Source organism: Blastococcus sp. TML/C7B, from assembly GCF_016612845.1.
Lineage (GTDB): Bacteria > Actinomycetota > Actinomycetes > Mycobacteriales > Geodermatophilaceae > Blastococcus.
The window spans coordinates 2,240,866-2,262,901 of the sequence record NZ_JAEOAA010000001.1 but is presented as its reverse complement, the minus strand read 5'-3'; the positions used below and the strand labels follow the sequence as shown (position 1 = coordinate 2,262,901).

The following is a 22,036-nucleotide window of genomic DNA, read 5'->3' as shown; positions in this document are numbered from 1 at the left end:
TTGCGCGGATCACTCAGGCGACCCGCTCGAACACCGCGGCGAGCCCCTGCCCGCCGCCGATGCACATCGTCTCCAGGCCGTAGCGCGCCTCGCGGCGCTCCATCTCGCGCAGCAGCGTGGCGAGGATCCGGCCGCCGGTCGCGCCCACCGGGTGACCCAGCGAGATGCCGGAGCCGTTGACGTTGGTGCGCTCCCAGTCCTTCTCGGTGAACTCCCACTCGCGGGCGACGGCGAGCACCTGGCTGGCGAAGGCCTCGTTCAGCTCGATCAGGTCGATCTCGGCCAGGCTGAGGCCGGCGATCGCGAGCGCCTTGGCCGTGGCCGGCACCGGGCCGATGCCCATGGTCCGCGGCGGGACGCCGGCGACGCTCCACGAGACGAGCTTCGCCAGCGGGCGCAGCCCGAGCTCGGCGGCCTTCTCCGGGGTGGTCACGATGCAGACGGCGGCGCCGTCGTTCTGGCCGCTGGCGTTGCCGGCGGTGACGGTGGCGGCGTCGTCCTGGCGGCCCATGATCGGGCGCAGCTTGGCCAGCGTCTCGAGGTTGGCGTCGGGGCGGATGTGCTCGTCGCGGTCGACGACGGTGTCGCCCTTCCGGCCCTTCACCGTGACCGGGACGATCTCGTCGGCGAACCGGCCGGCCTCGACGGCCGCGGCGGCGCGCTGGTGGCTGCGCACCGCGTACTCGTCCTGCTCCTCACGGCTGATCTCGTACTCCGCGCGCAGGTTCTCCGCGGTCTCGATCATCCCGCCGGGAACGGGGAAGTTGGTGCCGCCGGCGGTGACGCGTCCGCGCACCAGCCCGTCCTCGAGCAGCACGCCGGTGCCGGCGCGCACCCCCCAGCGCATGGCGGTCGAGTAGAACGGCGCGTTGCTCATCGACTCCGCGCCGCCGGCGAGGACCAGGTCGGACGCGCCGGACTGCACCTGCATGGCGGCGTTGACGACGGCCTGCAGGCCCGAGCCGCAGCGGCGGTCGATCTGGATCCCGGAGGCCGTGACGGGCAGCCCGGCGTTCAGCCCGGCGACGCGGCCGATCGCCGGCGCGTCCATGGTCGGGTAGCAGTTGCCGAGCAGCACGTCCTCGACCGACTCCGGCGGGATCCCGGTGCGCTCGATGAGCGCCCGGATCACCGTGGCGGCGAGCTCCTGCACGGGGACGTCGCGCAGCGAGCCGCCGAATCCGCCGACCGGGGTCCGCAGGGGCTCGCAGATGACCGCATCTCGCACGGGGTTCCTCCAGGCGTAGGTCCGCGTCCGCGGGCCGGAGAGCGGCCGGCGCGGGTCAGGAGGAAGTGTGCCCCGCGGCACACGGGTCCGCGCACGCACCCTCCCGCCGTCCCCGGCCGGGCGCTCGCGCGGGACGGATCAGGCGACCCCGGCGTCCTCGGCCGCGGGGGCGACCTCCTCGACGCCGAGCAGCTGCGCGAGCCCGGTGATCTGCAACGGGCGCATGACCGCCCGGGCGGAGACGAGCACGCGGAGGTCGACGTCGCGCCGGCGGGCGCTCTTGTGCGCGGTGGCGAGCACGCGGAGGCCGGCGGAGTCGAGGAAGGTCACCCCGCGCAGGTCGATGACCAGCCGGTCGGGCGTGCCGGCGATGACGTCGTCGAGGCGGTGCTCGAGCACCGGCGCGGTGGAGGAGTCGATCTCCCCGGCAGCGTGCACCTGCACGGCGGGCCCGTGCGCGACGACGTCGATGCGCAGGAGGTCGGAGGCCGGCGGTACGGCGGACGGTGCGGCCATCGGGTGGACCTCTCGGCAGGTGGTGCCTGGAACCCAGGAGAGCCGACCGGTCGATGCCCGGAACCGGGCCACCCGACTGATGCGTGCCGCGAGGGGGACGGCCGGCTGACGAGCCGTCGGCCCCACCGTAGGAGCCCGCACCCGCTCCTGGCAAGGAGACCCGTGACCTCCCCCCTCCGGGGCCCGGTGGGTGGTGGCCGCACGCAGGTCCCGCGGAGCGGATACTGGGCCGGTGACGACTGAGCCCGCACGCGCACGGTGGAGCCCCGGCCCGGTCCTCGGGGTGGTCGCGGCCGTCGTGCTGGCGGTGCTCGCGTTCCTCGTCCTCGACGTCGTCATCGCCGTGGCCGTGGCCATCGCGCTGCTCACCGTCCTCGGCATGGGGCTCGCGGCCCGTGGCTGGGACGAGCACTCCACGTTCGAGGAGCGGGAGGCCGAGCGCGCCCGCCGCCGCAAGGCGAAGTGGGAGCAGAACGCGGGCGCCCGCGAGAAGGACCGCCGCCGCTGGGAGGCCCACCGCGCCGCCCAGGCCGCCCGGTCCACCCAGGCCGGCTCGGCCGGCGCCGAGGACCGGGAGCGGTAATTCGCTCGACGGCACCGCGCCCTCGTCCCTAGGGTCCCGGCCATGCGGTACGTCGTGCGGATGCGCACCTCCTCCTGAGTTCCGGGGCCGTTCCGGCCCCGGCCCGCCCCGAGCCTCGTGCTCCCGCCGGGAACGGTTCCCCCCGTCCGGCCGCGGCGACCCGGCCCTGCCCGGTCCCCGATCCCTCTCCCCCGCGCCCACCGGGCACCGTGCTGACCCGGGGGCGTTCCGCACCGCCTCGTCCGGAGGTACCCCGTGTCACGTCCGAGTCCCGTTCCCGCCGGCCCCGCGGCCGATGCCCGCGCCGGCCTGCCCGAGTCCGACACCCCCGCGTTCGACCGCCTCGCGCACGCCGTGCTGGCGTCGTCGTCGGCGCCGCTGGGGCCGCTGCTGCGCGCCCAGCTGCCCGGCACCGCCGGGGTGCAGTGGCTGCGGCACGAGGGCCTGCCGCCGACCACCCGGCCGTCGGCGCTCACCGCGGCGCAGTGGCGCTCGCTGTTCGACTGCTGGACCCGCACCTCGCGGGCACCGTCGGCCGGCGCGCCCCGCGCCGGTCGCGGCGGGCGGCCCTCGACGCACGGGCACGCGCCCGGTGCCGCGGCCATCCCGCGCTGGGGTCAGTAGGACCAGTGCCCGATCGCGTCCTCGGCCGCCAGGTCGAGGACGCGGTCGGGGGCGGCGAACGCCTCGGCCAGCGCCTGGCGCAGCTCCCACCGCCCGGCCCGCCAGGCCAGGGCGCGGCCCAGTGCCGCCGGCGTGCCGTCGACCCGGTCCGGCTCCCCCGGCCACCACGCCACCGGGACGCCGTCGGCGGCCAGCCGCGGATCAACCACCACCTCCCCGGTCAGCTCGCCCACCCCGAGGCGGGCGGCCGCCAGCGCGGCGCCGGGCAGCTCGGCCCACGGCCGTCCCGGCCCCCTCGAGGACGGCGCGCTCCGCACGACCTCCGAGGCCAGGGGGAGGTCCAGCAGGTCGGCCACCGCGGCTCCCCCGGGGACGACGTCGGTTCGGACCAGTGACTGCAACCACGGCGCGTCCAGGACGACGGCGTCCGCCGCCACGCGGTCGGGCGCCACGCGCACCCGCCCCGGCGGGTCCACGTCGACGCCGTCGAGCGCCTCGGCGAGCCGCGGGTAGATGCTGCCGAGCAGGTCGAGCCGCACGACGCGGGCCGGGTCGCCGAGCCGGTGCAGCAGGTCGATCGCGCCGTCGACGTCGGCGAGCACGTCGTCGACCGTCGCGGGTGGGCGCACCAGGCGCAGCAGCCGGTCGTCGAGCTCGGCCAGTTCGTACAGTCCCTGTAACGGGCCTGGTCCGGGTGCCCGCAACCGGTCCGGGCGGCGGCCGTCGAGCACCGGGTGCGTGGCCAGCCACCAGCGCAGGTAGCCGGGCGCCGGGACACCGCCGAGGATGACGTCGTCCCATGCGGCGGCGGGCAGCTCGGCCAGCAGCCGGAGGGCAGCGGGCCAGTCGGCCACCAGCTCCAGGTCGCGGACGGCGGTCAGGGCCGGCCAGTCCGGTGCGGGCGCGTCCCGGGGCAGCCGGTCGAGGACGGCGTCGGCCCACTCCTCCGCCGCGTCGACGTCGAGCGCGTCGGGATCGCCGGCGGTGACCAGCGCGAAGGTGTCGAGCACGCCGACCCGCCGGAGGGCGTCGTGCTCCGCCGCCGCGGCGACGGCTGCGTCGAGCACGCCCAGCGCGCCCGGCTCGAGCACGCCCGCCAGCGGGGCGCCGGGCAGCAGCAGCTCGCCCGCCGGTGCCCACCCGCCGTCGTCGTCGGGCAGGGCGAGCTCGGCGAGCCAGGGCTGCCCGTCGGCCGCCGGGCCGGCCGCGGCCACGAGGGCGAGCACCGCGTCGGCCAGCTCGGCAGGGTCCGGCTCGTCGGGGACGGCGTCCTCGACCGCCGCCAGCGAGTGCTCCACGGCGGCCCGGACCACCGGGTCGGCGAGCACCGCGGCCGCCGTGGCGGGCCGCGCCCCGAGGCGCTCGAGCAGGCGCCGGGCCGCCGGCGGGGCGACGGCGTCGGGATCGGCCAGCCGCAGCCCGAGCGGTGCGAGCCGCGCGGCGGGCAGCCCCTCGACGGGCAGCAGCACCCCGGCCGGTCCGTGCGCGGTGCGGCCGTCGGCGAGGGGCACCGGCAGCGCGCCCAGCTCCTCGCGGTCGGCGCCGTCCAGCGCGGCGTACAGCCGGGCCCACCACCCGGGCGGCCGGTCCACGCCGCGCACCGCCTCGACCGCCTCGGCCGGGCCGATCCGCCGCACGCCGAGCGCGGTGAAGACCGGCGCGTCGGTGCGGCGCGACCAGGCGGCGGGCAGCAGGCCCGGCAGCACCCCGGCGAGGGCGGCCACCCGCGCCTCGTCGGCGTCCTCGAGGACGACCGCGCCGAGCGGCGCGCGGCGCTCCTCCTCCCCCGCGACCGGCAGCCAGTCCTCGGCCGAGAGCCGGTCACCGACGGCGCGGTCCAGCGCCTCGGCCAGCGGCGCCCCGGGCCACCGGCCCGGGTGCGGGAGCAGCGCGAGGACGTGCGGGATCGGGCGGCAGCTGCCGGACGAGCGCGGCGAAGGCCCGCGCGGCCTCCGCCACCAGGAGGTCGGTGACCGGGCCGGGCAGCACGTGCCGCCGGTCCGGGCCGAGCGGGAACGGGGCGATCAGCCGCACCGGGAGGCTCAGCGGCTCGTCGCTCGGCGTCGGCGCGTGCACCACCTGGCGGCCCGGCAGCGGGCGCGGCCGGCCGTCGTCGTCCACCGGCACCGCCCAGGTGAGGTCCCAGGCCCGCCGCCCGCGCTCCTCGACCGGCCGGCCGGCGGACAGCTCCGCGGGCAGCTCCCCCGCGGCGGTCGCGACGGCCCACGTCGTCGTGCCCTCGCCGTCGGTGAGCCGGACCAGCGGCGGGGCGCCGTCCCGGGTGAGCAGCCGCCGCCCGCCGTCGGCGATCACCTCGACGCGGTCCAGCCCGGGCAGGGCGAGCAGCAGCTCGGCGTCCAGCGCGGCCAGCGCGGCGGCGACGGTGTCGCGGGCACCGGGCCGCAGCGGCAGCACCACCTCGGTGGCGAACCCCTCCGGCGGGGCGCCGACCGCCGGCTCGGGCAGCCGCAGCACCGGCACGGCGCCGTCGCGCGCGGCTAGCTCGGCGGCGAGGTCGGGCACCGCGGCGACGGCGGCCCGGGTGCGGGCGGCGCTGAACCGCACCCCGCCGGTCGTCGAGCGGACGGCGGGCTCGTCGGTCACCGCGAGCACCGCGGCGAAGCCGACGCCGAACCGCCCGGCGCTCGCCGCGTCGTCCCGCTTGGCCGAGGCCCGCAGCGTCGCCAGACCCTCCACCCCCGCGGCGTCCAGCGGGGCACCGGTGTTCGCCGCGCGCAGCTCCGGCGCGGCCCCGCCGGTGAGCTCGAGCCGCAGCCGGCCGGGCACCCCGGCCCGCCGTGCCGCGTCTGCGGCGTTCTGGGCGAGCTCGACCAGCAGCCGGTCGCGGTAGCCGCCGCGGACCAGGTCCTCCTCGGCGTTCGCGTCCTCGCGGAAGCGGGCCGGGGAGTCGGTCCAGGCCGCGAGCACCCGGCGGCGCAGCTCCGCCGTACCGAACGGGTCGGCGGTGCGCGGGCTCCCCATGGCGCGACCCTAGAGTCCGGGCCGCCCCCTCCGGGTGACTCCGTGGTTGGCGATCTCGGGGATCGGGCAGGGGGACCGACGAGGTCGGCGTCGGGTCGGTCCGAGTACGGGGGGCGGTGACGGTGGGGCTCTGGGAGAGCGCACGCCTGCCGCACGGTTTCACCGAGCTGTGGTGCCAGGACCTCACGTCCCTGTCCGAGCTCGCGACGCTCCGGCAGCGGCTCCGCTCGTCCACGACCGGCCGCACCACCGTCGAGCGCCCCGAGACCGAGCAGTGGTCCGAGCGGCTGGTGCTCATCGCCGACGAACTGGCGTCCAACGCGCTGCGGCACGGCGGCGCCCCGGTGGCCGCCGCGCTGAGCCAGGCGGGCGACGAGTGGCTGATCGCGGTCAGCGACTCCGCCCCCGGTGTCCCGCCCACCCCCGCGCAGGGCCGCGACCCGGGCAAGGGCGGGTTCGGCCTCTACCTCGTCGCCGACCTCTCGGTGCGGCACGGCTGGACGACCGCCGGCCGGGGCAAGAAGACGGCGTGGGCCGTCGTCACCGCGGTCTGACGTTCGACCGGGCCGGACGGCGAACCCGTCGGTAACCTGCGGGACATGTCGCTCGCCGAAGAGATGGACGCGGTCACCGGTACCTCCGCCGGGAGCGTCGACCGCCACGCCACGTCCCGCACCTTCGAGTCCACCGACCCGGCCACCGGCGCGGTCGTCGGGGTCTTCCCGGTCCACGACGAGGACGCCGTCGCCGAGACGGTCGCGGCGGCCCGCGCCGCCGCCGAGCAGTGGGCGGCCCTGGGCTTCGGCGGCCGCAAGCAGCGGCTCGACGCGTTCCGCGGGTACGTGGCCCGCCGGCTGCACGAGCTCGCCGACCTCGTGCACCGGGAGAACGGCAAGCCGCACGCCGACGCGATCCTCGAGATCAGCCTGGCCATCGACCACCTCGCCTGGGCCGCCGGGCACGCCCGCAAGGCGCTCGGCCAGCGGCGGGTGAGGTCGGGGATGCTCGCGGCCAACCACGCCGCCTACCTCGAGTACCAGCCGCTGGGCGTCGTCGGCGTCATCGGGCCGTGGAACTACCCGGTGTTCACGCCGATGGGCTCGATCGCCTACGCGCTCGCCGCCGGCAACGCCGTCGTCTTCAAGCCCTCGGAGTACACCCCGGCCATCGGCGCGTGGCTGGCCGCCGCCTGGCGGGCCGCCGTCCCGGACGCCGTCGACGTCGTCCAGGTCGTCACCGGCTTCGGCGAGACCGGCAACGCGCTGTGCCGCGCCGGCGTCGGCAAGATCGCCTTCACCGGCTCCGCGCCGACCGGCAAGAAGGTCATGGCCGCCTGCGCCGAGACCCTCACCCCCGTGCTCATGGAGCTCGGCGGCAAGGACGCGATGATCGTCGACGACGACGCCGACGTGGTCGCCGCGGCCGACGCCGCCGTCTGGGGCGCGATGAGCAACGGCGGCCAGACCTGCATCGGCGTCGAGCGCGTGTACGTGACCGAGGCCGTCTACGACCGCTTCGTCTCCGAGGTCACCACCCAGGTGCGCGAGCTGCGCCCGGGGTCGGACGACGAGGCCACCTACGGCCCGATGACGATGCCCTCGCAGATCGACATCGTGAACCGGCACGTGCAGGACGCCGCCTCCGCCGGCGCCCGCGTGATCACCGGCGAGGCCGCCTCCGGTCGGGGCTACGTCGCGCCGACCGTGCTGCTCGACGTCCCGGAGGAGTCCGCGGCGATCCGCGAGGAGACCTTCGGCCCGACGCTGACGATCACGCGGGTGCGCGACGCCGAGGAGGCGCTGCGGCTGACCAACGACACCACCTACGGCCTGGCCGGCTCGATCTTCTCCGGCTCCAAGGCGAAGGCGATGGACCTGGCCCGCCGGATGCGCAGCGGCATGACCTCGATCAACTCGGTGCTGACCTTCGCCTCGGTGCCCGCGCTGCCCTTCGGCGGCGTCGGCGACTCCGGCTTCGGCCGGATCCACGGCGAGGACGGGCTCAAGGAGTTCACCCGCTCGAAGTCGATCACCCGCCAGCGGATCGCGCTGCCGGTCAACGTCATGAGCTTCCGCCGGCCGGCGACCACCGCCGACCAGCTCGCGCGCGTCGTCGGCATGCTGCACGGCCGCCACCGGTGAGCGATCGCACCACCGAGTACGACGTCGTCGTCGTCGGGGCCGGCTCGGCCGGCTCGGCGCTGGCGGGACGGCTGAGCGAGGACCCGTCGCTGCGGGTGCTGCTGCTGGAGGCCGGCGGCTCCGACCGCGTGCTGGAGGTCCAGATCCCGGCGGCGCTGTACAAGGTGTGGCGCACCCGGCGGGACTGGAACTACACGACCGAGGAGCAGCCCGGGCTCGACGGCCGGAAGCTGTTCTGGCCGCGCGGCAAGGTGCTGGGCGGCTCGTCGTCGATCAACGCGATGATCTACATCCGCGGGGCGCGCGCCGACTACGACGAGTGGGCGCGGCTCACCGGGGACGACGGGTGGTCCTACGACGCCGTGCTGCCGCTGTTCCGGCGCATGGAGGACAACGCCCGCGGTGCCGACCGGTGGCACGGGGTGGGTGGCCCGCTCCGGGTCGAGGACCTGCGCTCCCCGCACGCGTGGACCCGCGCCGTGGTCGAGTCCGCCGTCGCGGCCGGCTACCCGCGCAACGACGACTTCAACGGCGCCACGCAGGAGGGCGTCGGGCAGTACCAGGTCACCCAGAAGCGGGGGCGCCGCTGGTCGGCAGCCGATGCCTACCTGCACCCGGTGCCGGACCGGCCCAACCTGACCGTGCTCACCGGCGCCCTGACCACCCGGGTGCTGGTCGAGGGCGGGCGCGCGACCGGCGTCGAGTACCGCTGGAACGGCGCGCTGCACACCGCCCGGGCCGCCGAGGTCGTGCTCTCCGGGGGCGCGGTGAACTCCCCGCAGCTGCTCATGCTCTCGGGCATCGGCCCGGCCGACCACCTGCGCGAGGTCGGGGTCGACGTCGTGCACGACCTGCCCGGCGTCGGAGCGGGGCTGCAGGACCACCCGCTGGTGCCGGTGATCTGGGACGTCCGGTCCGGCGAGTCGCTGTTCCGGGCGGAGTCGCCGTCGGGCTACGCGAAGTGGTTCGGCGCCCGCCGCGGGGCGCTGACCTCGAACCTGGCCGAAGCGGGGCTGTTCACCCGCTCCTCCCCCGGGCTGGCCGAGCCCGATCTGCAGTTCCACTTCCTGCCGGTGAAGTTCTGGCGGCAGGCGGAGGTCGATCCGGACGTCGACGCCTTCACCTCCGCGGTCGTGCTGGTCGACGTGCACTCGCGCGGCTCGGTGCGGCTGCGCTCGGCCGACCCGACGTGGGCGCCGTCGATCGACGCCGGCTACCTGACCGACGAGCGCGACCTGGACGCCCTGGTCTCCGGCGTGCAGAAGGCGCGCGAGATCGCCTCGGTCGGGCCGCTCGCCTCGGTGCTGGCCGACGAGTGGTCGCCGGGCCGGGCCGCTGTGTCGCGGGACGGGCTGCGGGCGAAGGTGCGCGAGACGCTGGAGTCGCTGTACCACCCGGTGTCGTCCTGCCGGATGGGGACGGACGACCTCGCCGTCGTCGACCCCCAGCTGCGCGTGCACGGCATCGACGGCCTGCGGGTGGTCGACGCCTCGGTGATGCCGACGCTGGTCCGCGGCAACACCAACGCCCCGACGATCATGATCGCCGAGCGGGCGGCCGACCTGATCCGCGGCCGCACCGTCGACGCGGAGCTCGCCGCCGCCCGCTGACCCCTCCCCTCCGGGACTTCCGGCACCGGAGCCCCGGAGGTGGTCAGGCGCGGCGGCCCAGGCGGGCGAGCACCCGGGTGGCGCGGTCGGCGTCGGCGGGGACGGTGACCTCGGGGGCGCAGACGCCGTCCGAGTGCAGGGCCGGGCCGAAGCCGTCGGCGCCGCGAGGTCGATGCTGTCCAGCTCGGCGTCGGTGAGACCGGCGTCCACGCCCGCGGCGGTCGCGACGTCCCAGCGGTGCACGACCATGTCCCAGACGTAGAACCGCTCGAACGTCTCGCCGATCGTGCTCGGCCCGAAGTAGCCCTCGTACGGCGTCGCGACGACGTCGTCGGTGAGCGCCTCCCGCACCCGCTGCGCGTGCGCGCGCCAGGCGCCGGCGGGGTCGGCCGCGACGTCGGGGGCGTCGCCGAGCTCGAGGCCGCGCCCGGTCAGGAACTCCCGTTCGGTGCTCACCAGGTGCGCGACCACGTCGGCCGCCGTCCAGCCCTCGCACGGGGACGCCGCGTTCCACGCCGCACCGGGCACGGCCTCGAGGACGGCGGTCAGCGGGCGGTCGGCGGCGTCGTAGCGCGTACGGGTCTCGTTCATGGACCCAGCCTGCTCCGCTGCGGCAGGCTGGTCTTGATGAAATCCGACAGCGCGCCGTGGGACGCGATCGCCCGCGCCCACCTCAAGGACCCGCGCGACGCCTCGCACCGGATGCACCGCTACGAGGCGCCGGCAGAGTTCGCGGGCCTCCTGCGGTGGTTCTGGATCCCGGTGTGGTCGGTGCCGACGGGGCAGGAGGCGCCCCAGAAGGTGCTCCAGTACCCGAACTCGCTGATCGTGATCGCGCAGGACTACGCCCGCTTCTACGGCGTCACCGCCTCGCTGTCGACGACGACGCTGACCGGCGACGGTTGGGCGGTCGGCGTCGCCTGCGCCCCCGCGGCCGGATACCTGCTGACCGGCCGGCCGATGGCGGAGTTCACCGACCGCGCCGTCGACGTGGGCGAGGTGCTCGGGGACGCCGGGCGGGTGCTCAGCGACCGCGTCCGGGCGGCGATGGCACCCGACCCCTCCGACCCGGCCGGCCACGCGGCGGCGATCGAGGCGTTCGGCGAGGCCCTGCGCCCCGCGCTGCCGGTGGACGACGAGGGCGCGCTGGTCAACCGGCTCGTCGCGTTCGTCGAGTCCCGCAGCGACGTCACCCGCGTCGCCCAGGTGTGCGCCGAGTTCGGCCTGGGCGAGCGGGCGTTGCAGCGGCTGGTGCAGCGGCGGATCGGGCTGACGCCGAAATGGCTGATCCAGCGACGCCGGCTCCAGGAGGCGGCCGAGCGGCTGCGCACCGACGGCACCTCGCTGGCCGAGACCGCAGCCGTCCTCGGGTACGCGGACCAGTCGCACCTCAGCCGGGACTTCTCCGCCGTCACGGGCATGACGCCCGGCGAGTTCGCCGCCCTCCACGCCCGCCCCTAGGGGCAGAGATGGCCATGTCTGCCCCTCAGCCGTGGGCCTGGGCGGCCGCGGCCTCCTGCGCGTCGGTCGGGGCCACCGGGACCGGCGGCGGCGGGTTCCGGCGGATCGAGATCGACATGACCGCCGCCGCCATGCAGAGCGCCCCGGCGGCGAACCAGGCGAGGTCGTAGGAGCCGGTGACGTCGCGGATCACCCCACCCCCGAACGCCGCGGCCGCCGAACCGAGCTGGTGGGAGGCGAACACCCAGCCGAACACCACGGGCGCGCGGTCGCCGAAGTGCTCGCGGCACAGCGCCAGCGTGGGCGGCACCGTGGCCACCCAGTCCAGGCCGTAGAAGACGATGAACACGACCATGCTCAACCCCGGCTCGGGCCCGAACAGCGGCGGCAGCAGGAACAGCGAGAACCCGCGCAGCCCGTAGTAGGCCAGCAGCAGCAGGCGCGGGTCGACCCGGTCGGTGAGCCAGCCGGAGAAGATCGTCCCGGCGATGTCGAAGATGCCGACGACGGCGAGCAGCGACGCCGCCGTCGTCACCGGCATGCCGTGGTCGTGCGCGGCCGGGATGAAGTGCGGCTGCACCAGCCCGTTGGTCGACATGCCGCAGATGAAGAAGCCGCCGGCGAGCAGCCAGAACGGCCGGGCCCGGGCGGCGAGCGCCAGCCCCTGCAGCGCCGAGCGCGCCGCGCCCACCCGCACCGGCTCGACGTCGTCGGCCGCCGTGCCGCCGTACGGGACGACGCCGAGGTCGCGCGGCCGGTCGCGGAGCAGCCACGCCACCAGCGGGAGGACGGCGAGCGCGGCCGCCGTCGTCCCCAGGGAGGCGGCGCGCCAGCCGTGCTCGGAGTCGATCCACGCGACCAGCGGCAGGAAGACCAGCTGCCCGGCCGCGCCGCCGGCGGTGAGGATGCCCGAGACCAGGCCGCGGCGGGCGACGAACCAGCGGTTGGTGACCGTGGCGACCAGCGACAGCGCCATCGACCCGGTGCCCAGCCCGACGAGCACGCCCCACAGCAGGACCAGCTGCCAGCTCGCGGTCATGAACACGGTCAGCCCGCTGCCGACGGCGACCACCAGCAGCGCGCACATGACCACGCGGCGGATGCCGAAGCGCTCCATCAGCGCGGCCGCGAACGGCGCGGTCAGCCCGTAGAGCGCCATGTTGACCGCGACCGCGGCCGAGATGGTCGATACCGACCAGCCGAACTCGTCGCGCAGCGGGTCGATGAGCACCCCGGGGACGGCGCGGAAGGCCGCGGCCCCGACGAGCGCCAGGAAGGTCACCCCGGCCACCCACCAGGCGGGGTGGATGCGCGGCGCGGCGGCGGTTCTCACGCCGTCCAGGATCGCGCACCGCCCCATCTGCGCCGAGAGGCCGGGGTGCCACGTTCCACCGGTATCCGGCCATCCCCGGCTCCGCTGTTCCGCGGGGATCGGGGCGGCGACACCCCTCGTTGTGATCCTTCGCTCCCCACACCTGGGACCAGATCACCGCCGGGTCTGGTTATGTGGTCCGTACCGGCGCCGCCCTCGCTCACCCTGAGCGGCAGGAATCGACGTCGGGCTGAGGCTGCGCCACCTCGGTGCGCCCGGCTGACCGACGTCTCGCCGACGACGCGAGCCCGCCCTGCCCTGTGCAGTCGTGCCGGTGCTCGCCTTCGCGAGGTGGAGTGCAGCCACCGATCGTCGAAGGATTCCCTTGACCTCCCAGCACCAACAGCTCCCCCGCCGCCGCCTCCGAGAGCGGCGGCCCCCGTCGTCGTCGCGGCGGACGCGGTCGCGGCACCCGCCCGGCCGGCGAGCAGGGCCAGCAGCAGGCCCGTCCGGCCGCGCCGGCGCCCACCGCCCCGGCTCCCGTCGTCGTCCCGGTCGGTGCGGACGCCACCGTGCTCCCCACCGACACCACCTTCGCCGCCCTCGGCGTCCCGGCGCCGATGGTCGAGGTGCTCTCGGCCAGCGGCATCACCGCGCCGTTCCCGATCCAGGTCGCCACGCTCCCCGACAGCCTGAGCGGCCGGGACGTGCTGGGCCGCGGCCGCACCGGCTCGGGCAAGACCCTCGCCTTCTCCATCCCGCTGGTCGCCCGCCTGGCCGCCTCGGACAGCAGGCGGCAGCCCAAGCGGCCGCGCTCGCTGATCCTCGTGCCGACCCGGGAGCTGGCCAACCAGGTCGCCGCCGTCGTCGACCCGATGGCCCGCGCGCTCGGCATGCGGACCACCACGATCTTCGGTGGCGTCGGCCAGAACCCGCAGGTCCAGGCGCTGTCGCAGGGTGTCGACGTCGTCATCGCCTGCCCCGGCCGGCTCGAGGACCTCATCGGCCAGGGCCACTGCGACCTCGGCGCCATCGAGGTCACCATCCTCGACGAGGCCGACCACATGGCCGACCTCGGCTTCCTGCCCGGCGTCAAGCGGATCATGGACCGCACCCCGAAGGTCGGGCAGCGGATGCTGTTCTCCGCGACCCTCGACAACGGCGTCGACATCCTGGTCAAGCGCTACCTGAGCAACCCGGTCACCCACTCGGTCGACCCGGCCGTGGCCCCGGTCAGCACCATGACCCACCACGTCTTCCACGTGCAGACCGCCGACAAGGCCGAGGTCGTGCGCCAGCTCGCCTCGGGCCTGGGCCGCAGCGTGCTGTTCACCCGCACCAAGCACCAGGCCAAGAAGCTGGCCAAGCAGCTCACCGCGCAGGGCATCCCCGCCGTCGACCTGCACGGCAACCTGAGCCAGAACGCCCGCGAGCGCAACCTCGAGGCGTTCAGCAACGGCACCAGCCGGGTCATGTGCGCCACCGACATCGCCGCCCGCGGCATCCACGTCGACGACGTCGCCCTGGTCGTGCACGTCGACCCGCCGACCGAGCACAAGGCCTACCTGCACCGCTCGGGCCGCACCGCGCGCGCCGGCGCCGGCGGCACCGTCGTCACCATCACCACCCCGGACATGGTCGGCGAGGTGCGCACGCTGACCCGCCAGGCCGGCATCAGCCCGCAGATCAGCACGGTCGCGCCCGGTTCCCCGCTGCTCGCGGAGCTCACCGGCCCGGCCGCGCCCTACGTCGAGCCGGCCCCCGTGGTCGAGCAGCAGCCGCAGGGCAACGGCGGTGGACGACGTCGCGGCGCCGGCGGCGGCCGCGGCACCTCCTCGGCAAAGGCCGCCTCGGGCGGTCGCGGCGGCTCGGGCGGTTCCGGCCGCTCGTCCGGCCCGGCCCGCACCCGCGCGGAGCTCGCCGCCCGCGCCGGCACGTCGTCGGCGGCGTCGTTCAGCGCCGGCTCGCGCCGCGGTCGCTGACCTCCGGGTCGCCGTCCTCCCTCAGCTCCGCGCGTCCTCCCTCACCGTGCACCACGAGGGAGGACGCGCTGGGATCAGGTGACCTGATCCCAGCACCTGCCGTCGGCCTGACACGATCCACTCGTGGCAACGATCGAGATCTCCGCCGACACCGTTCGCGTCGCGCTGAGCCGGTCCGAGAAGTTCTTCGGCCTGCTCCGCGACCTCGAGGTGCCGCGCTCGGCGGTCACCGCGGCCGAGGCGGTCCCCTCCGGGCTGGGGGCGGTGCGCGGTCTGCGCGCCCCCGGGCTCGGGCTGCCCGGCGTCCGCGCCATCGGCACCTGGCGGGCCCGCGGCGAGAAGAGCTTCGTCTCGGTCCGTCGCGGGCAGCCGGCCCTGCGGCTGCGGCTGACCGGCCGGCGCTACGACACCGTGCTGATCGGCACCGACGCCGCCGCGGAGCTCGCCGCCCGGCTCGCCCCGGGAGTTCCGCGGCACGGTTGACCGGCCCGGTGATGGGCACAGGGTGCTCCGATCCCGCGTGGTCGAGCGCTCGGCCACGCCCCGCCGGAGAGCCGAGGAACCGATGCTCAAGTTGCCCATCACCCTGTCCGAGATCGCCCCGCGCATCAGCGCCGGCGCGTTCATCCTCAACAGCGGGCTCGGCAAGCGCGGAGCCGACGAGGAGACCGCGGCGGGCATGCACGGGTTCGCCGCCGGTGCCTACCCGGTGCTCAAGTCCGTGCCGCCGCAGCAGTTCGCGCAGGGACTGGCGACGACGGAGATCGTGCTCGGGGCCGCGCTGCTCACCCCGTTCGTCCCGACCTTCGCCGCCGGGGCCGCGCTGACCGCCTTCTCCGGTGGCCTGCTGGGCCTCTACCTGAAGACGCCGGGCATGCGGAAGCCCGGCAGCCTCGCTCCCACCGAGCAGGGGCTGGCCATCGCGAAGGACAGCTGGCTGGTCGGCATCGGCATCGGGCTGATGACCCGCGGGCTGATCGAGCGCCGTCCCCGGGTGTCGGTGAAGAAGGCCGAGAAGCTGGCCACCAAGCACGCCAAGCAGGCGGCGAAGGACGCCCGCCGCGCCGCCAAGGCCGCCTGACCCCGCGTCCTCCCTCACCGCCGGGCGTCCTCCCCCACCGCACACCGCGAGGGAGGACGCCCGACGATCAGGTCACCTGATCGTGGCGCGGGGCGCCGTGGCGTCAGTTGCCGCTGGCGAAGGCGGCGTCGAACGCGGCCGCCGGCGGGTCGAAGGCCAGCCGGCGGACGAACTCCAGCGCCTCGGGCGCGCCCACCAGGCGGTCCATGCCGGCGTCCTCCCACTCCACCGAGATCGGCCCGTCGTAGCCGATCGTGTTGAGCATCCGGAAGCACGCCTCCCACGGGACGTCGCCGTGCCCGGTGGAGACGAAGTCCCAGCCGCGGCGCGGGTCGGCCCACGGCAGGTGCGAGCCCATCCGGCCGTTGCGCCCGTTGCCCACCTGCTTCTTCGCGTCCTTGCAGTCGACGTGGTAGATCCGGTCCTTGAAGTCCCAGATGAACGAGACCGGGTCCAGGTCCTGCCAGACGAAGTGCGACGGGTCCCAGTTCAGCCCGAAGGCCTCCCGGTGCCCGATGGCCTCCATGGTGCGGACCGTCGTCCAGTAGTCGTAGGCGATCTCGCTGGGGTGCACCTCGTGCGCGAACTTCACCCCGACCTCGTCGAACACGTCGAGGATCGGGTTCCAGCGGTCGGCGAAGTCGCGGTAGCCGTCCTCGATCATCGACTCGGGCACCGGCGGGAACATGGCCACGGTCTTCCAGATCTTCGACCCGGTGAACCCGACGACGACGTCGACGCCGAGCGCGCGGGCCGCCCGCGCGGTCAGCTTCATCTCCTCCGCCGCCCGCTGCCGGACGCCCTCGGGGTCGCCGTCGCCCCACACCCGCGGAGTGCACCATGCCGCGGTGCCGCTCGTCGATCGGGTCGTCGCAGACGGCCTGGCCGTTGAGGTGGTTGGAGATCGCGAACACCTGCAGGCCGTGGCTCTTGAGCAGGTCGAGCCTCTCCTGCGCGTAGGAGGCGTCGTTCGCGGCGCGCTCGACGTCGAGGTGGTCGCCCCAGCAGGCGATCTCCAGACCGTCGTAGCCCCACCCGGAGGCCAGCCGGCACACCTCCTCGAAGGGCAGGTCGGCCCACTGGCCGGTGAACAGCGTGACGGGGCGCGGCATCAGTCGTCTCCTGGGATCTCGGTCCAGCGGGCCTGGTCGGCGGCGCTGCGCTCGACGGCGTCGAGCACCCGCTGCACCTGCAGCCCGTCGGCGAAGGACGGCGCGGGGTCCGCGCCCTGGGCGATGGCGGTCACCAGGTCGACGACCTGGTGGGTGAAGCCGTGCTCGTACCCGAGGCCGTGACCGGCCGGCCACCAGTGACCGACGTAGGGGTGCCCGGGCTCGGTGACGACGATCCGGCGGAAGCCGGCGGTCTCCCCCGGCTCGTCTCCGTCGAAGAAGTGCAGGACGTTCATGTCCTCGAAGTCGAAGGCCAGGCTGCCCCGCGACCCGTTGATCTCGATCCGGATGGCGTTCTTCCGGCCGAGGGCGAACCGGGTCGCCTCGAACACGCCCAGCGCGCCGCCGGTGAACCGGGCGGTGAAGACGGCGGCGTCGTCGACGGTGACCAGGCCGGTCCCCTCCCCCGCCACGCCGGACAGCGATCCGGCGGCGGCGGGCAGCGGCCGCTCCTTCACGAAGGTCTCCAGCAACGCGCTCACGCCGGTGAGCCGCTGGCCGGTGATGTGCTGGGTGAGGTCGACGACGTGGGCGCCGATGTCACCGAGCGCTCCCGACCCGGCCTTGTCCTTCTCCAGCCGCCACGACATCGGGGCGGCCGGGTCGGCGATCCAGTCCTGCAGGTACTGGGCCCGCACGTGCCGGATCTCGCCGAGCCGCCGCCGTCGGCGACCAGCTGCCGCGCCAGCCCGATGGCCGGCACCCGCCGGTAGGTGAACCCGACCATGGAGCGGACCCCGTCGCGGGCGGCGCGCGCGGCGGCCGCGGCCATCGCCTCGGCCTCGGGGACCGAGTTGGCCAGCGGCTTCTCGCACAGGACGTGCTTGCCGGCCTCGAGCGCGGCGATCGCGATCTCGGCGTGGGTGTCGCCGGGGGTGCAGACGTCGACCAGGTCGACGTCGTCGCGCTCGAGCACCCGGCGCCAGTCGGTCTCCGTCGTCGCCCAGCCGAGCCGGTCGGCGGCCTCGGCGACGCGGGCGGGGTCACGGCCCACGAGCACCGCGAGGTCGGGCCGGAGCGGGAGGTCGAAGAAGTGGGGGGCGGTGCGCCACGCCTGGGAGTGCGCGGCGCCCATGAACGCGTGGCCGATGAGGCCGACCCCCAGGCGGGGCCGGTCGGTGGAGGTCATGACGACTCCTCGGGAAGCGGGGTCGCCGGCCGGGGTGCGGCCGGCGACCCCGGAGCGATCAGGACTCGAACGCGGCGTCGATGTACTCGTCGACGTTGTCGGCGGTGACCACCGGCGCGTTGAGCACGATCTCGCGCGGCACGCCCTGGGAGTTCAGGTCGGACACGCCCTTGCCCTGGGCGATCAGGCGGGCCAGCCGGACGCCGTCGGCCGCCTGGGTGTGCGGGTAGATGACGGTCGCCCGGAGGACGGAGTCACCCGACTCGATGGCACGCATCGCGTTCGCCGAGCCGGCGCCGCCGACCATGAAGAACTCGTCGCGGCCGGCGTTCTCGATGGCGGCCAGGACGCCGACGCCCTGGTCGTCGTCGTGGTTCCAGATGGCGTCGATCTGCGGAGCGGCCTGGAGCAGGTTGGCCGCCTCGGCCTCACCGGACTCGACGGTGAACTCGGCCGCGACGCGGTTGCTCACCTCGAGTTCGCAGTCGGCCAGCGCATCGGCGAAGCCCTGGCTGCGGTCCTGGGTCAGGGGCAGCGAGTCGATGCCGGCGATCTCGGCGATGACGGCGTCGGGCTGGTCGCCCAGCTCCTCGCAGATGTAGGTGCCGGCCGAGACGCCCATGCCGTAGTTGTCGCCGAGGATCGTGGCGCGGGCGGCGAACGGGCTGTTGAACTCGCGGTCGACGTTGATGACCGGGATGCCGGCCTCCATCGCCTCGAGCGCCACGGGGGTGAGGGCGTCACCGTCGAAGGGCAGCAGCACGATGGCGTCGACGCCGTCGTTGATGAACGTCTCGACCTGGCTGATCTGGGTGCCGACGTCGTTGGTGCCCTCGGCGACGCGGAGCTCGACGTCGTCGTACTCCTCGTCGACGGCGCGGGCGGCCTCGGTGATGCCGGCCATCCAGCCGTGGTCGGCGGCCGGGGCGGAGAAGCCGATGACGACGGTCTCGCCCTCTTCGTCGTTGTCGCTGGCTGCGGCGTTGCCGCCCCCGCCGCCCGAGTTCTCCGGCTCGTTGCTGGTGCAGCCGGCGACCAGGGCACCGGCGCTCAGGAGGGCGACGGCGGTGTAGGTCATCCGGCGGAAGGGACGCTGCCTCGCTGCGGACATGGTGATCTCCTCGGGGGTGTTCGCCTCCCTGGCTGGACCGCCAGGTCGTCGGGCTCGTTCGGGTGGGGAGCTGCGGGTCCGGCGGGCGGGAGCCCGCCGGGGGGGGTGCTGGCCGGGGTGCGGCGGTGAGAGGTCGCCGCACCCCGGTCAGGTCGGAGAGGTGCCGGGACGGGCGCCGCCGGGCCCGCCCGGGTCGCTGGTGCCGCCGGAGACCGCGCCGGCCGGGCTGCCGTGGACGAGGCCGCCGCCGGCCGGGCCCTCCCCCGGTCGGCGGAAGGTGAAGCTGCCGGTGGCCAGGCGCTGCTGCAGCAGGACGGCGACGACGATGATCACGCCGCGCGCCACGGCCTGCGCCGAGCTGGAGAGGTCGTTGAGCGTGAAGACGTTGCCGAGCGTGAAGAAGATGATCACGCCGAGGACGGTGCCGACGATCGTGCCGCGACCGCCGATCAGCAGGGTGCCGCCGATGACGACCGCCGCGATGGCCTCCAGCTCCCAGAGCGTGCCGTGGGTCGAGCTGCCGGTCGTCGTCCGGCCCATGATCATCACGGCCGCGATGCCGCAGGTGAGGCCGGAGAGCACGTAGAGCTTCACGGTGTGCCGCTGCACCCGGATGCCGGCGAGCCGGGCTGCCTCGGCGTTGCCGCCGACGGCGAAGGTGCGCCGGCCGAAGGTGGTGCGGTTCAGCAGGATCCAGCCGGCGATCGCCACCAGCGCGAAGATGATGACCAGCGTCGGGACGCCGAGCACGTCGCCGGAGAAGAAGTCCAGGAAGGCGCTGTCCCGGACGATCTGGGTCCGCCGGTTGGCGATGATCTCGGCGAGGCCCCGGGCCGCGGTGAGCATGGCCAGGGTGGCGATGAAGGCGGCCAGCTTGCCGTAGGCGATCACCACGCCGTTGACCAGACCGGCGCCGGCGCCGACGGCGAGGGCCGTGAACACCATGACGATCCAGTGCACGTCCTCGGCGAGCTGCTGCGTGGCCAGGGTGGTGGCCCAGACCGACGAGAGCGCCGCGATCGCGCCGACGGACAGATCGATGCCACCGCCGATGATCACGAAGGTCATGCCGATGCTGACCACGCCGACGATCGAGGCGCCGCGCAGGATGGTCAGGACGTTGTCGACGTCGGCGAACCGGTCGCCCGCGGTGATCAGGCCGACGACGCAGAGGATGACCAGCGCGACGACGAGGCCGAGGTTGCGGCCGACCGGCCCGGACATGAAGCCCGGGCCCTTGCCGGCGTCCCGGCCGGTACCGGCCGGCGCCGCGGACACGTCGGCCGCGCCTCCGGCCGTCGCCGTGGTGCTGCTGCTCATGCCACGTCCCCTTCGTGCTGCATCGTTACGACCGGGGTGCCGCGATGGGCGGTCCCCTCCATGACCAGGTCGAGCACGCGGTGCTCGTCGAGCGCGTCGGCCCGCTCCTCGGCGACGACAGCGCCGTCGGCGATCACCAGCACGCGGTCGGCCAGCCCCAGGACCTCGGGGATCTCGCTGGAGACCACGACGACGGCGACGCCGCGGTCGGCCAGGTCGCGCACCAACGCGTAGATCTCCGAGCGCGCACCGACGTCGACCCCGCGGGTGGGCTCGTCGAGCAGCAGCACGCGGCAGTTGCGGAGCAACCACCGGGCGAGGACGACCTTCTGCTGGTTGCCGCCCGACAGGGTGCGGACCTCGCGGTCGACGTCGGCCGGGCGCACGTCCAGCGAGCGGGTCAGCTCCTGGGCCGCGGTGCGCTCGGCGCCGCGGGCCAGGAAGCCGGCGCGGGCGAAGCGGGCCAGGCTGGAGATGCTGATGTTGCGGTAGACGGAGTCACCGAGCAGCAGCGCCTGGCTCTTGCGCTCCTCCGGGGCCAGCCCGACACCGGCGGCGACCGTGCTGCCCACGTCACCGTTGCGCAGCTTCTTCCCGCCGACGCGCACGGTGCCGGTGGTCGCGCGGCGGGCGCCGAAGACGGTCTCCAGGATCTCCGAGCGCCCGGCGCCGACCAGCCCGGCGAGCCCGAGGATCTCGCCGGGGCGGACGACGAAGGAGACGTCGCCGAAGCTGCCGCGCAGGCCCAGTCCCTCGACCTCGAGCAGGGGGGCCTCGTCGCGGGCGACCTCCGACCGGCGCTCCGGGAAGACGTACTCGATGGTGCGGCCGGTCATCAGCGTGATGACCTCGCGGGTCTCGGTCTCGCAGGCGGGGAGCCCGGTGGCGACGGTGCTGCCGTCCTTCAGGACGGTGATCCGGTCGCCGATCTGGCGGATCTCCTCGAGCCGGTGCGAGATGTAGACGACGGCGACGTCGTGGGCGGTGAGGTCGCGGACGACGGCGAAGAGCCGCTCCACCTCCTCGTTGTCCAGGACGGCGGACGGCTCGTCCATGACGATGAGCTTGGCGTCCTGCGACAACGCGCGGGCGATGCTCACCATCTGCTGCGAGGCGGCCGGAAGGGAGCCCACCTCGGCGGTGGGCCGGATCTCGGGGTGGCCGAGCCGGGCGAGCAGCTCGGCGGCGGCCCGGTTCGCCACGGCCGGGCGGGTGATGCCGAAGCGCGACTGCTCGCGTCCGAGGAAGATGTTGTCGGCCACGGTGAGGCCGGAGACGAGGTCGAGCTCCTGGTAGATCGTCGCGATGCCCAGGCCCATGGCCGCCTGGGGGCTGGCCAGCCGGACCTCCTCGCCGCGCCAGGTGATCCGGCCGGCGTCGGGCTGGTGGGCTCCGGCGAGCACCTTGATCAGGGTCGACTTGCCGGCGCCGTTCTGGCCGAGCAGGCAGTGCACCTCGCCGGCGCGCACGTCGAGGTCGACGCCGTCGAGCGCCCGCACCCCGGGGAACGTCTTGACGATGCCGTGCATCTCCAGCAGGGGGGCACCCCCCGCCGTCGTGCGATCCGGTCCGCTCACGCGTGCAGCTCCTCGGGACTTTTGCTCAGCGCTGATCAATAGTCTGCTGAGGCAGCAACCTATGAGGCGAGTCACACGGGGTCAAGGAGGACGGGCACGGTTACCCGATCGAGACTCCGCTGATCGCGATCCCGTCGAGTGCGATCCCCGGATCGCAGCGCGGGAACGAGCCGCCCCACCTGGGCTGAGCGCGTCCGTCGCGCCTGG

General features: G+C 75.1%; 19 protein-coding genes and 1 pseudogene. 9 read left to right on the top strand and 11 right to left on the bottom strand.

What is annotated here, in order from left to right:
• Window positions 1-13: 13 nt before the first annotated feature.
• On the bottom strand, window positions 14-1,228 hold the full coding sequence (locus tag JKP76_RS10995) for an acetyl-CoA C-acetyltransferase (RefSeq protein ID WP_200490856.1): 1,215 nt from the start codon (window positions 1,226-1,228) through the stop codon (window positions 14-16).
• Between the two features lie 138 nt (window positions 1,229-1,366).
• On the bottom strand, window positions 1,367-1,744 hold the full coding sequence (locus JKP76_RS10990) for an STAS domain-containing protein (RefSeq protein ID WP_200490855.1): 378 nt from the start codon (window positions 1,742-1,744) through the stop codon (window positions 1,367-1,369).
• A gap of 232 nt (window positions 1,745-1,976) precedes the next feature.
• On the opposite strand from JKP76_RS10990, the gene JKP76_RS10985 reads away from it, so the two are divergent.
• Together JKP76_RS10985 and JKP76_RS10980 are read left to right on the top strand one after the other, a co-directional pair.
• Window positions 1,977-2,327 (top strand): hypothetical protein, encoded by a 351-nt coding sequence (locus tag JKP76_RS10985; RefSeq protein ID WP_200490854.1) that lies wholly within the window; start codon window positions 1,977-1,979, stop codon window positions 2,325-2,327.
• Window positions 2,328-2,582: 255 nt separating this feature from the next.
• Entirely contained in the window at window positions 2,583-2,951 is a 369-nt protein-coding gene (locus JKP76_RS10980) for a hypothetical protein (RefSeq protein WP_200490853.1), read from the top strand.
• Here JKP76_RS10980 and JKP76_RS20905 read toward each other — a convergent pair.
• The gene (locus JKP76_RS20905; protein ID WP_242471266.1) at window positions 2,945-4,675 is read right to left on the bottom strand and encodes a hypothetical protein; all 1,731 of its coding nucleotides are present in this window, start codon (window positions 4,673-4,675) and stop codon (window positions 2,945-2,947) included. The two genes, JKP76_RS10980 and JKP76_RS20905, sit on opposite strands and share 7 nt — an antisense overlap.
• A 97-nt stretch (window positions 4,676-4,772) precedes the next feature.
• Window positions 4,773-5,933, bottom strand: coding sequence for a sacsin N-terminal ATP-binding-like domain-containing protein (locus tag JKP76_RS20900; RefSeq protein ID WP_242471265.1), 1,161 nt, complete (start codon window positions 5,931-5,933; stop codon window positions 4,773-4,775).
• Window positions 5,934-6,049: 116 nt separating this feature from the next.
• On the opposite strand from JKP76_RS20900, the gene JKP76_RS22400 reads away from it, so the two are divergent.
• The 4 genes from JKP76_RS22400 (at window position 6,050) to JKP76_RS10950 (ending at window position 11,145) form a co-directional block, all read left to right on the top strand.
• Complete coding sequence (locus JKP76_RS22400; protein WP_200490852.1) at window positions 6,050-6,487, top strand: ATP-binding protein; 438 nt, start codon at window positions 6,050-6,052, stop codon at window positions 6,485-6,487.
• Window positions 6,488-6,532: 45 nt separating this feature from the next.
• The gene (locus tag JKP76_RS10965) at window positions 6,533-8,074 is read left to right on the top strand and encodes an aldehyde dehydrogenase family protein (protein ID WP_200490851.1); all 1,542 of its coding nucleotides are present in this window, start codon (window positions 6,533-6,535) and stop codon (window positions 8,072-8,074) included.
• The gene (locus JKP76_RS23425) at window positions 8,071-9,684 is read left to right on the top strand and encodes a GMC family oxidoreductase (protein WP_200490850.1); all 1,614 of its coding nucleotides are present in this window, start codon (window positions 8,071-8,073) and stop codon (window positions 9,682-9,684) included. The genes JKP76_RS10965 and JKP76_RS23425 overlap by 4 nt, the downstream gene beginning before the upstream one ends.
• Window positions 9,685-10,311: 627 nt before the next feature.
• Entirely contained in the window at window positions 10,312-11,145 is an 834-nt protein-coding gene (locus tag JKP76_RS10950) for an AraC family transcriptional regulator (protein WP_200490849.1), read from the top strand.
• 25 nt (window positions 11,146-11,170) lie between these two features.
• On the opposite strand, the gene JKP76_RS10945 is transcribed toward JKP76_RS10950, so the two are convergent.
• Complete coding sequence (locus tag JKP76_RS10945) at window positions 11,171-12,478, bottom strand: MFS transporter (protein ID WP_309229807.1); 1,308 nt, start codon at window positions 12,476-12,478, stop codon at window positions 11,171-11,173.
• 551 nt (window positions 12,479-13,029) lie between these two features.
• Here JKP76_RS10945 and JKP76_RS10940 point away from each other — a divergent pair.
• The 3 genes from JKP76_RS10940 (at window position 13,030) to JKP76_RS10930 (ending at window position 15,520) form a co-directional block, all read left to right on the top strand.
• A complete protein-coding gene (locus JKP76_RS10940; RefSeq protein ID WP_200490847.1) occupies window positions 13,030-14,439 on the top strand; it encodes a DEAD/DEAH box helicase in 1,410 nt (469 codons plus the stop codon).
• Window positions 14,440-14,562: 123 nt separating this feature from the next.
• Window positions 14,563-14,922 (top strand): hypothetical protein, encoded by a 360-nt coding sequence (locus tag JKP76_RS10935; protein WP_200490846.1) that lies wholly within the window; start codon window positions 14,563-14,565, stop codon window positions 14,920-14,922.
• An 82-nt stretch (window positions 14,923-15,004) separates the two neighbouring features.
• Entirely contained in the window at window positions 15,005-15,520 is a 516-nt protein-coding gene (locus JKP76_RS10930; protein WP_200490845.1) for a hypothetical protein, read from the top strand.
• Window positions 15,521-15,623: 103 nt separating this feature from the next.
• On the opposite strand, the gene JKP76_RS10925 is transcribed toward JKP76_RS10930, so the two are convergent.
• The 6 genes and pseudogenes from JKP76_RS10925 to JKP76_RS10905 form a co-directional block, all read right to left on the bottom strand.
• Window positions 15,624-16,346, bottom strand: coding sequence for a sugar phosphate isomerase/epimerase family protein (locus tag JKP76_RS10925; protein ID WP_309232917.1), 723 nt, complete (start codon window positions 16,344-16,346; stop codon window positions 15,624-15,626).
• A 285-nt stretch (window positions 16,347-16,631) separates the two neighbouring features.
• Complete coding sequence (locus tag JKP76_RS20890; protein WP_309232916.1) at window positions 16,632-17,330, bottom strand: Gfo/Idh/MocA family oxidoreductase; 699 nt, start codon at window positions 17,328-17,330, stop codon at window positions 16,632-16,634.
• A gap of 170 nt (window positions 17,331-17,500) precedes the next feature.
• A pseudogene (locus JKP76_RS20885) lies at window positions 17,501-17,767 on the bottom strand (Gfo/Idh/MocA family oxidoreductase); the annotation flags it as partial.
• Between the two features lie 112 nt (window positions 17,768-17,879).
• Window positions 17,880-18,932, bottom strand: coding sequence for a substrate-binding domain-containing protein (locus JKP76_RS10915; RefSeq protein ID WP_200490844.1), 1,053 nt, complete (start codon window positions 18,930-18,932; stop codon window positions 17,880-17,882).
• A 147-nt stretch (window positions 18,933-19,079) separates the two neighbouring features.
• Window positions 19,080-20,252 (bottom strand): ABC transporter permease, encoded by a 1,173-nt coding sequence (locus JKP76_RS10910; protein WP_200490843.1) that lies wholly within the window; start codon window positions 20,250-20,252, stop codon window positions 19,080-19,082.
• Window positions 20,249-21,829 carry a sugar ABC transporter ATP-binding protein gene (locus JKP76_RS10905; RefSeq protein WP_309229809.1) on the bottom strand — a complete coding sequence of 527 codons (1,581 nt, stop codon included), beginning with the start codon at window positions 21,827-21,829 and terminating at the stop codon, window positions 20,249-20,251. The genes JKP76_RS10910 and JKP76_RS10905 overlap by 4 nt, the downstream gene beginning before the upstream one ends.
• Window positions 21,830-22,036 lie beyond the last annotated feature (207 nt).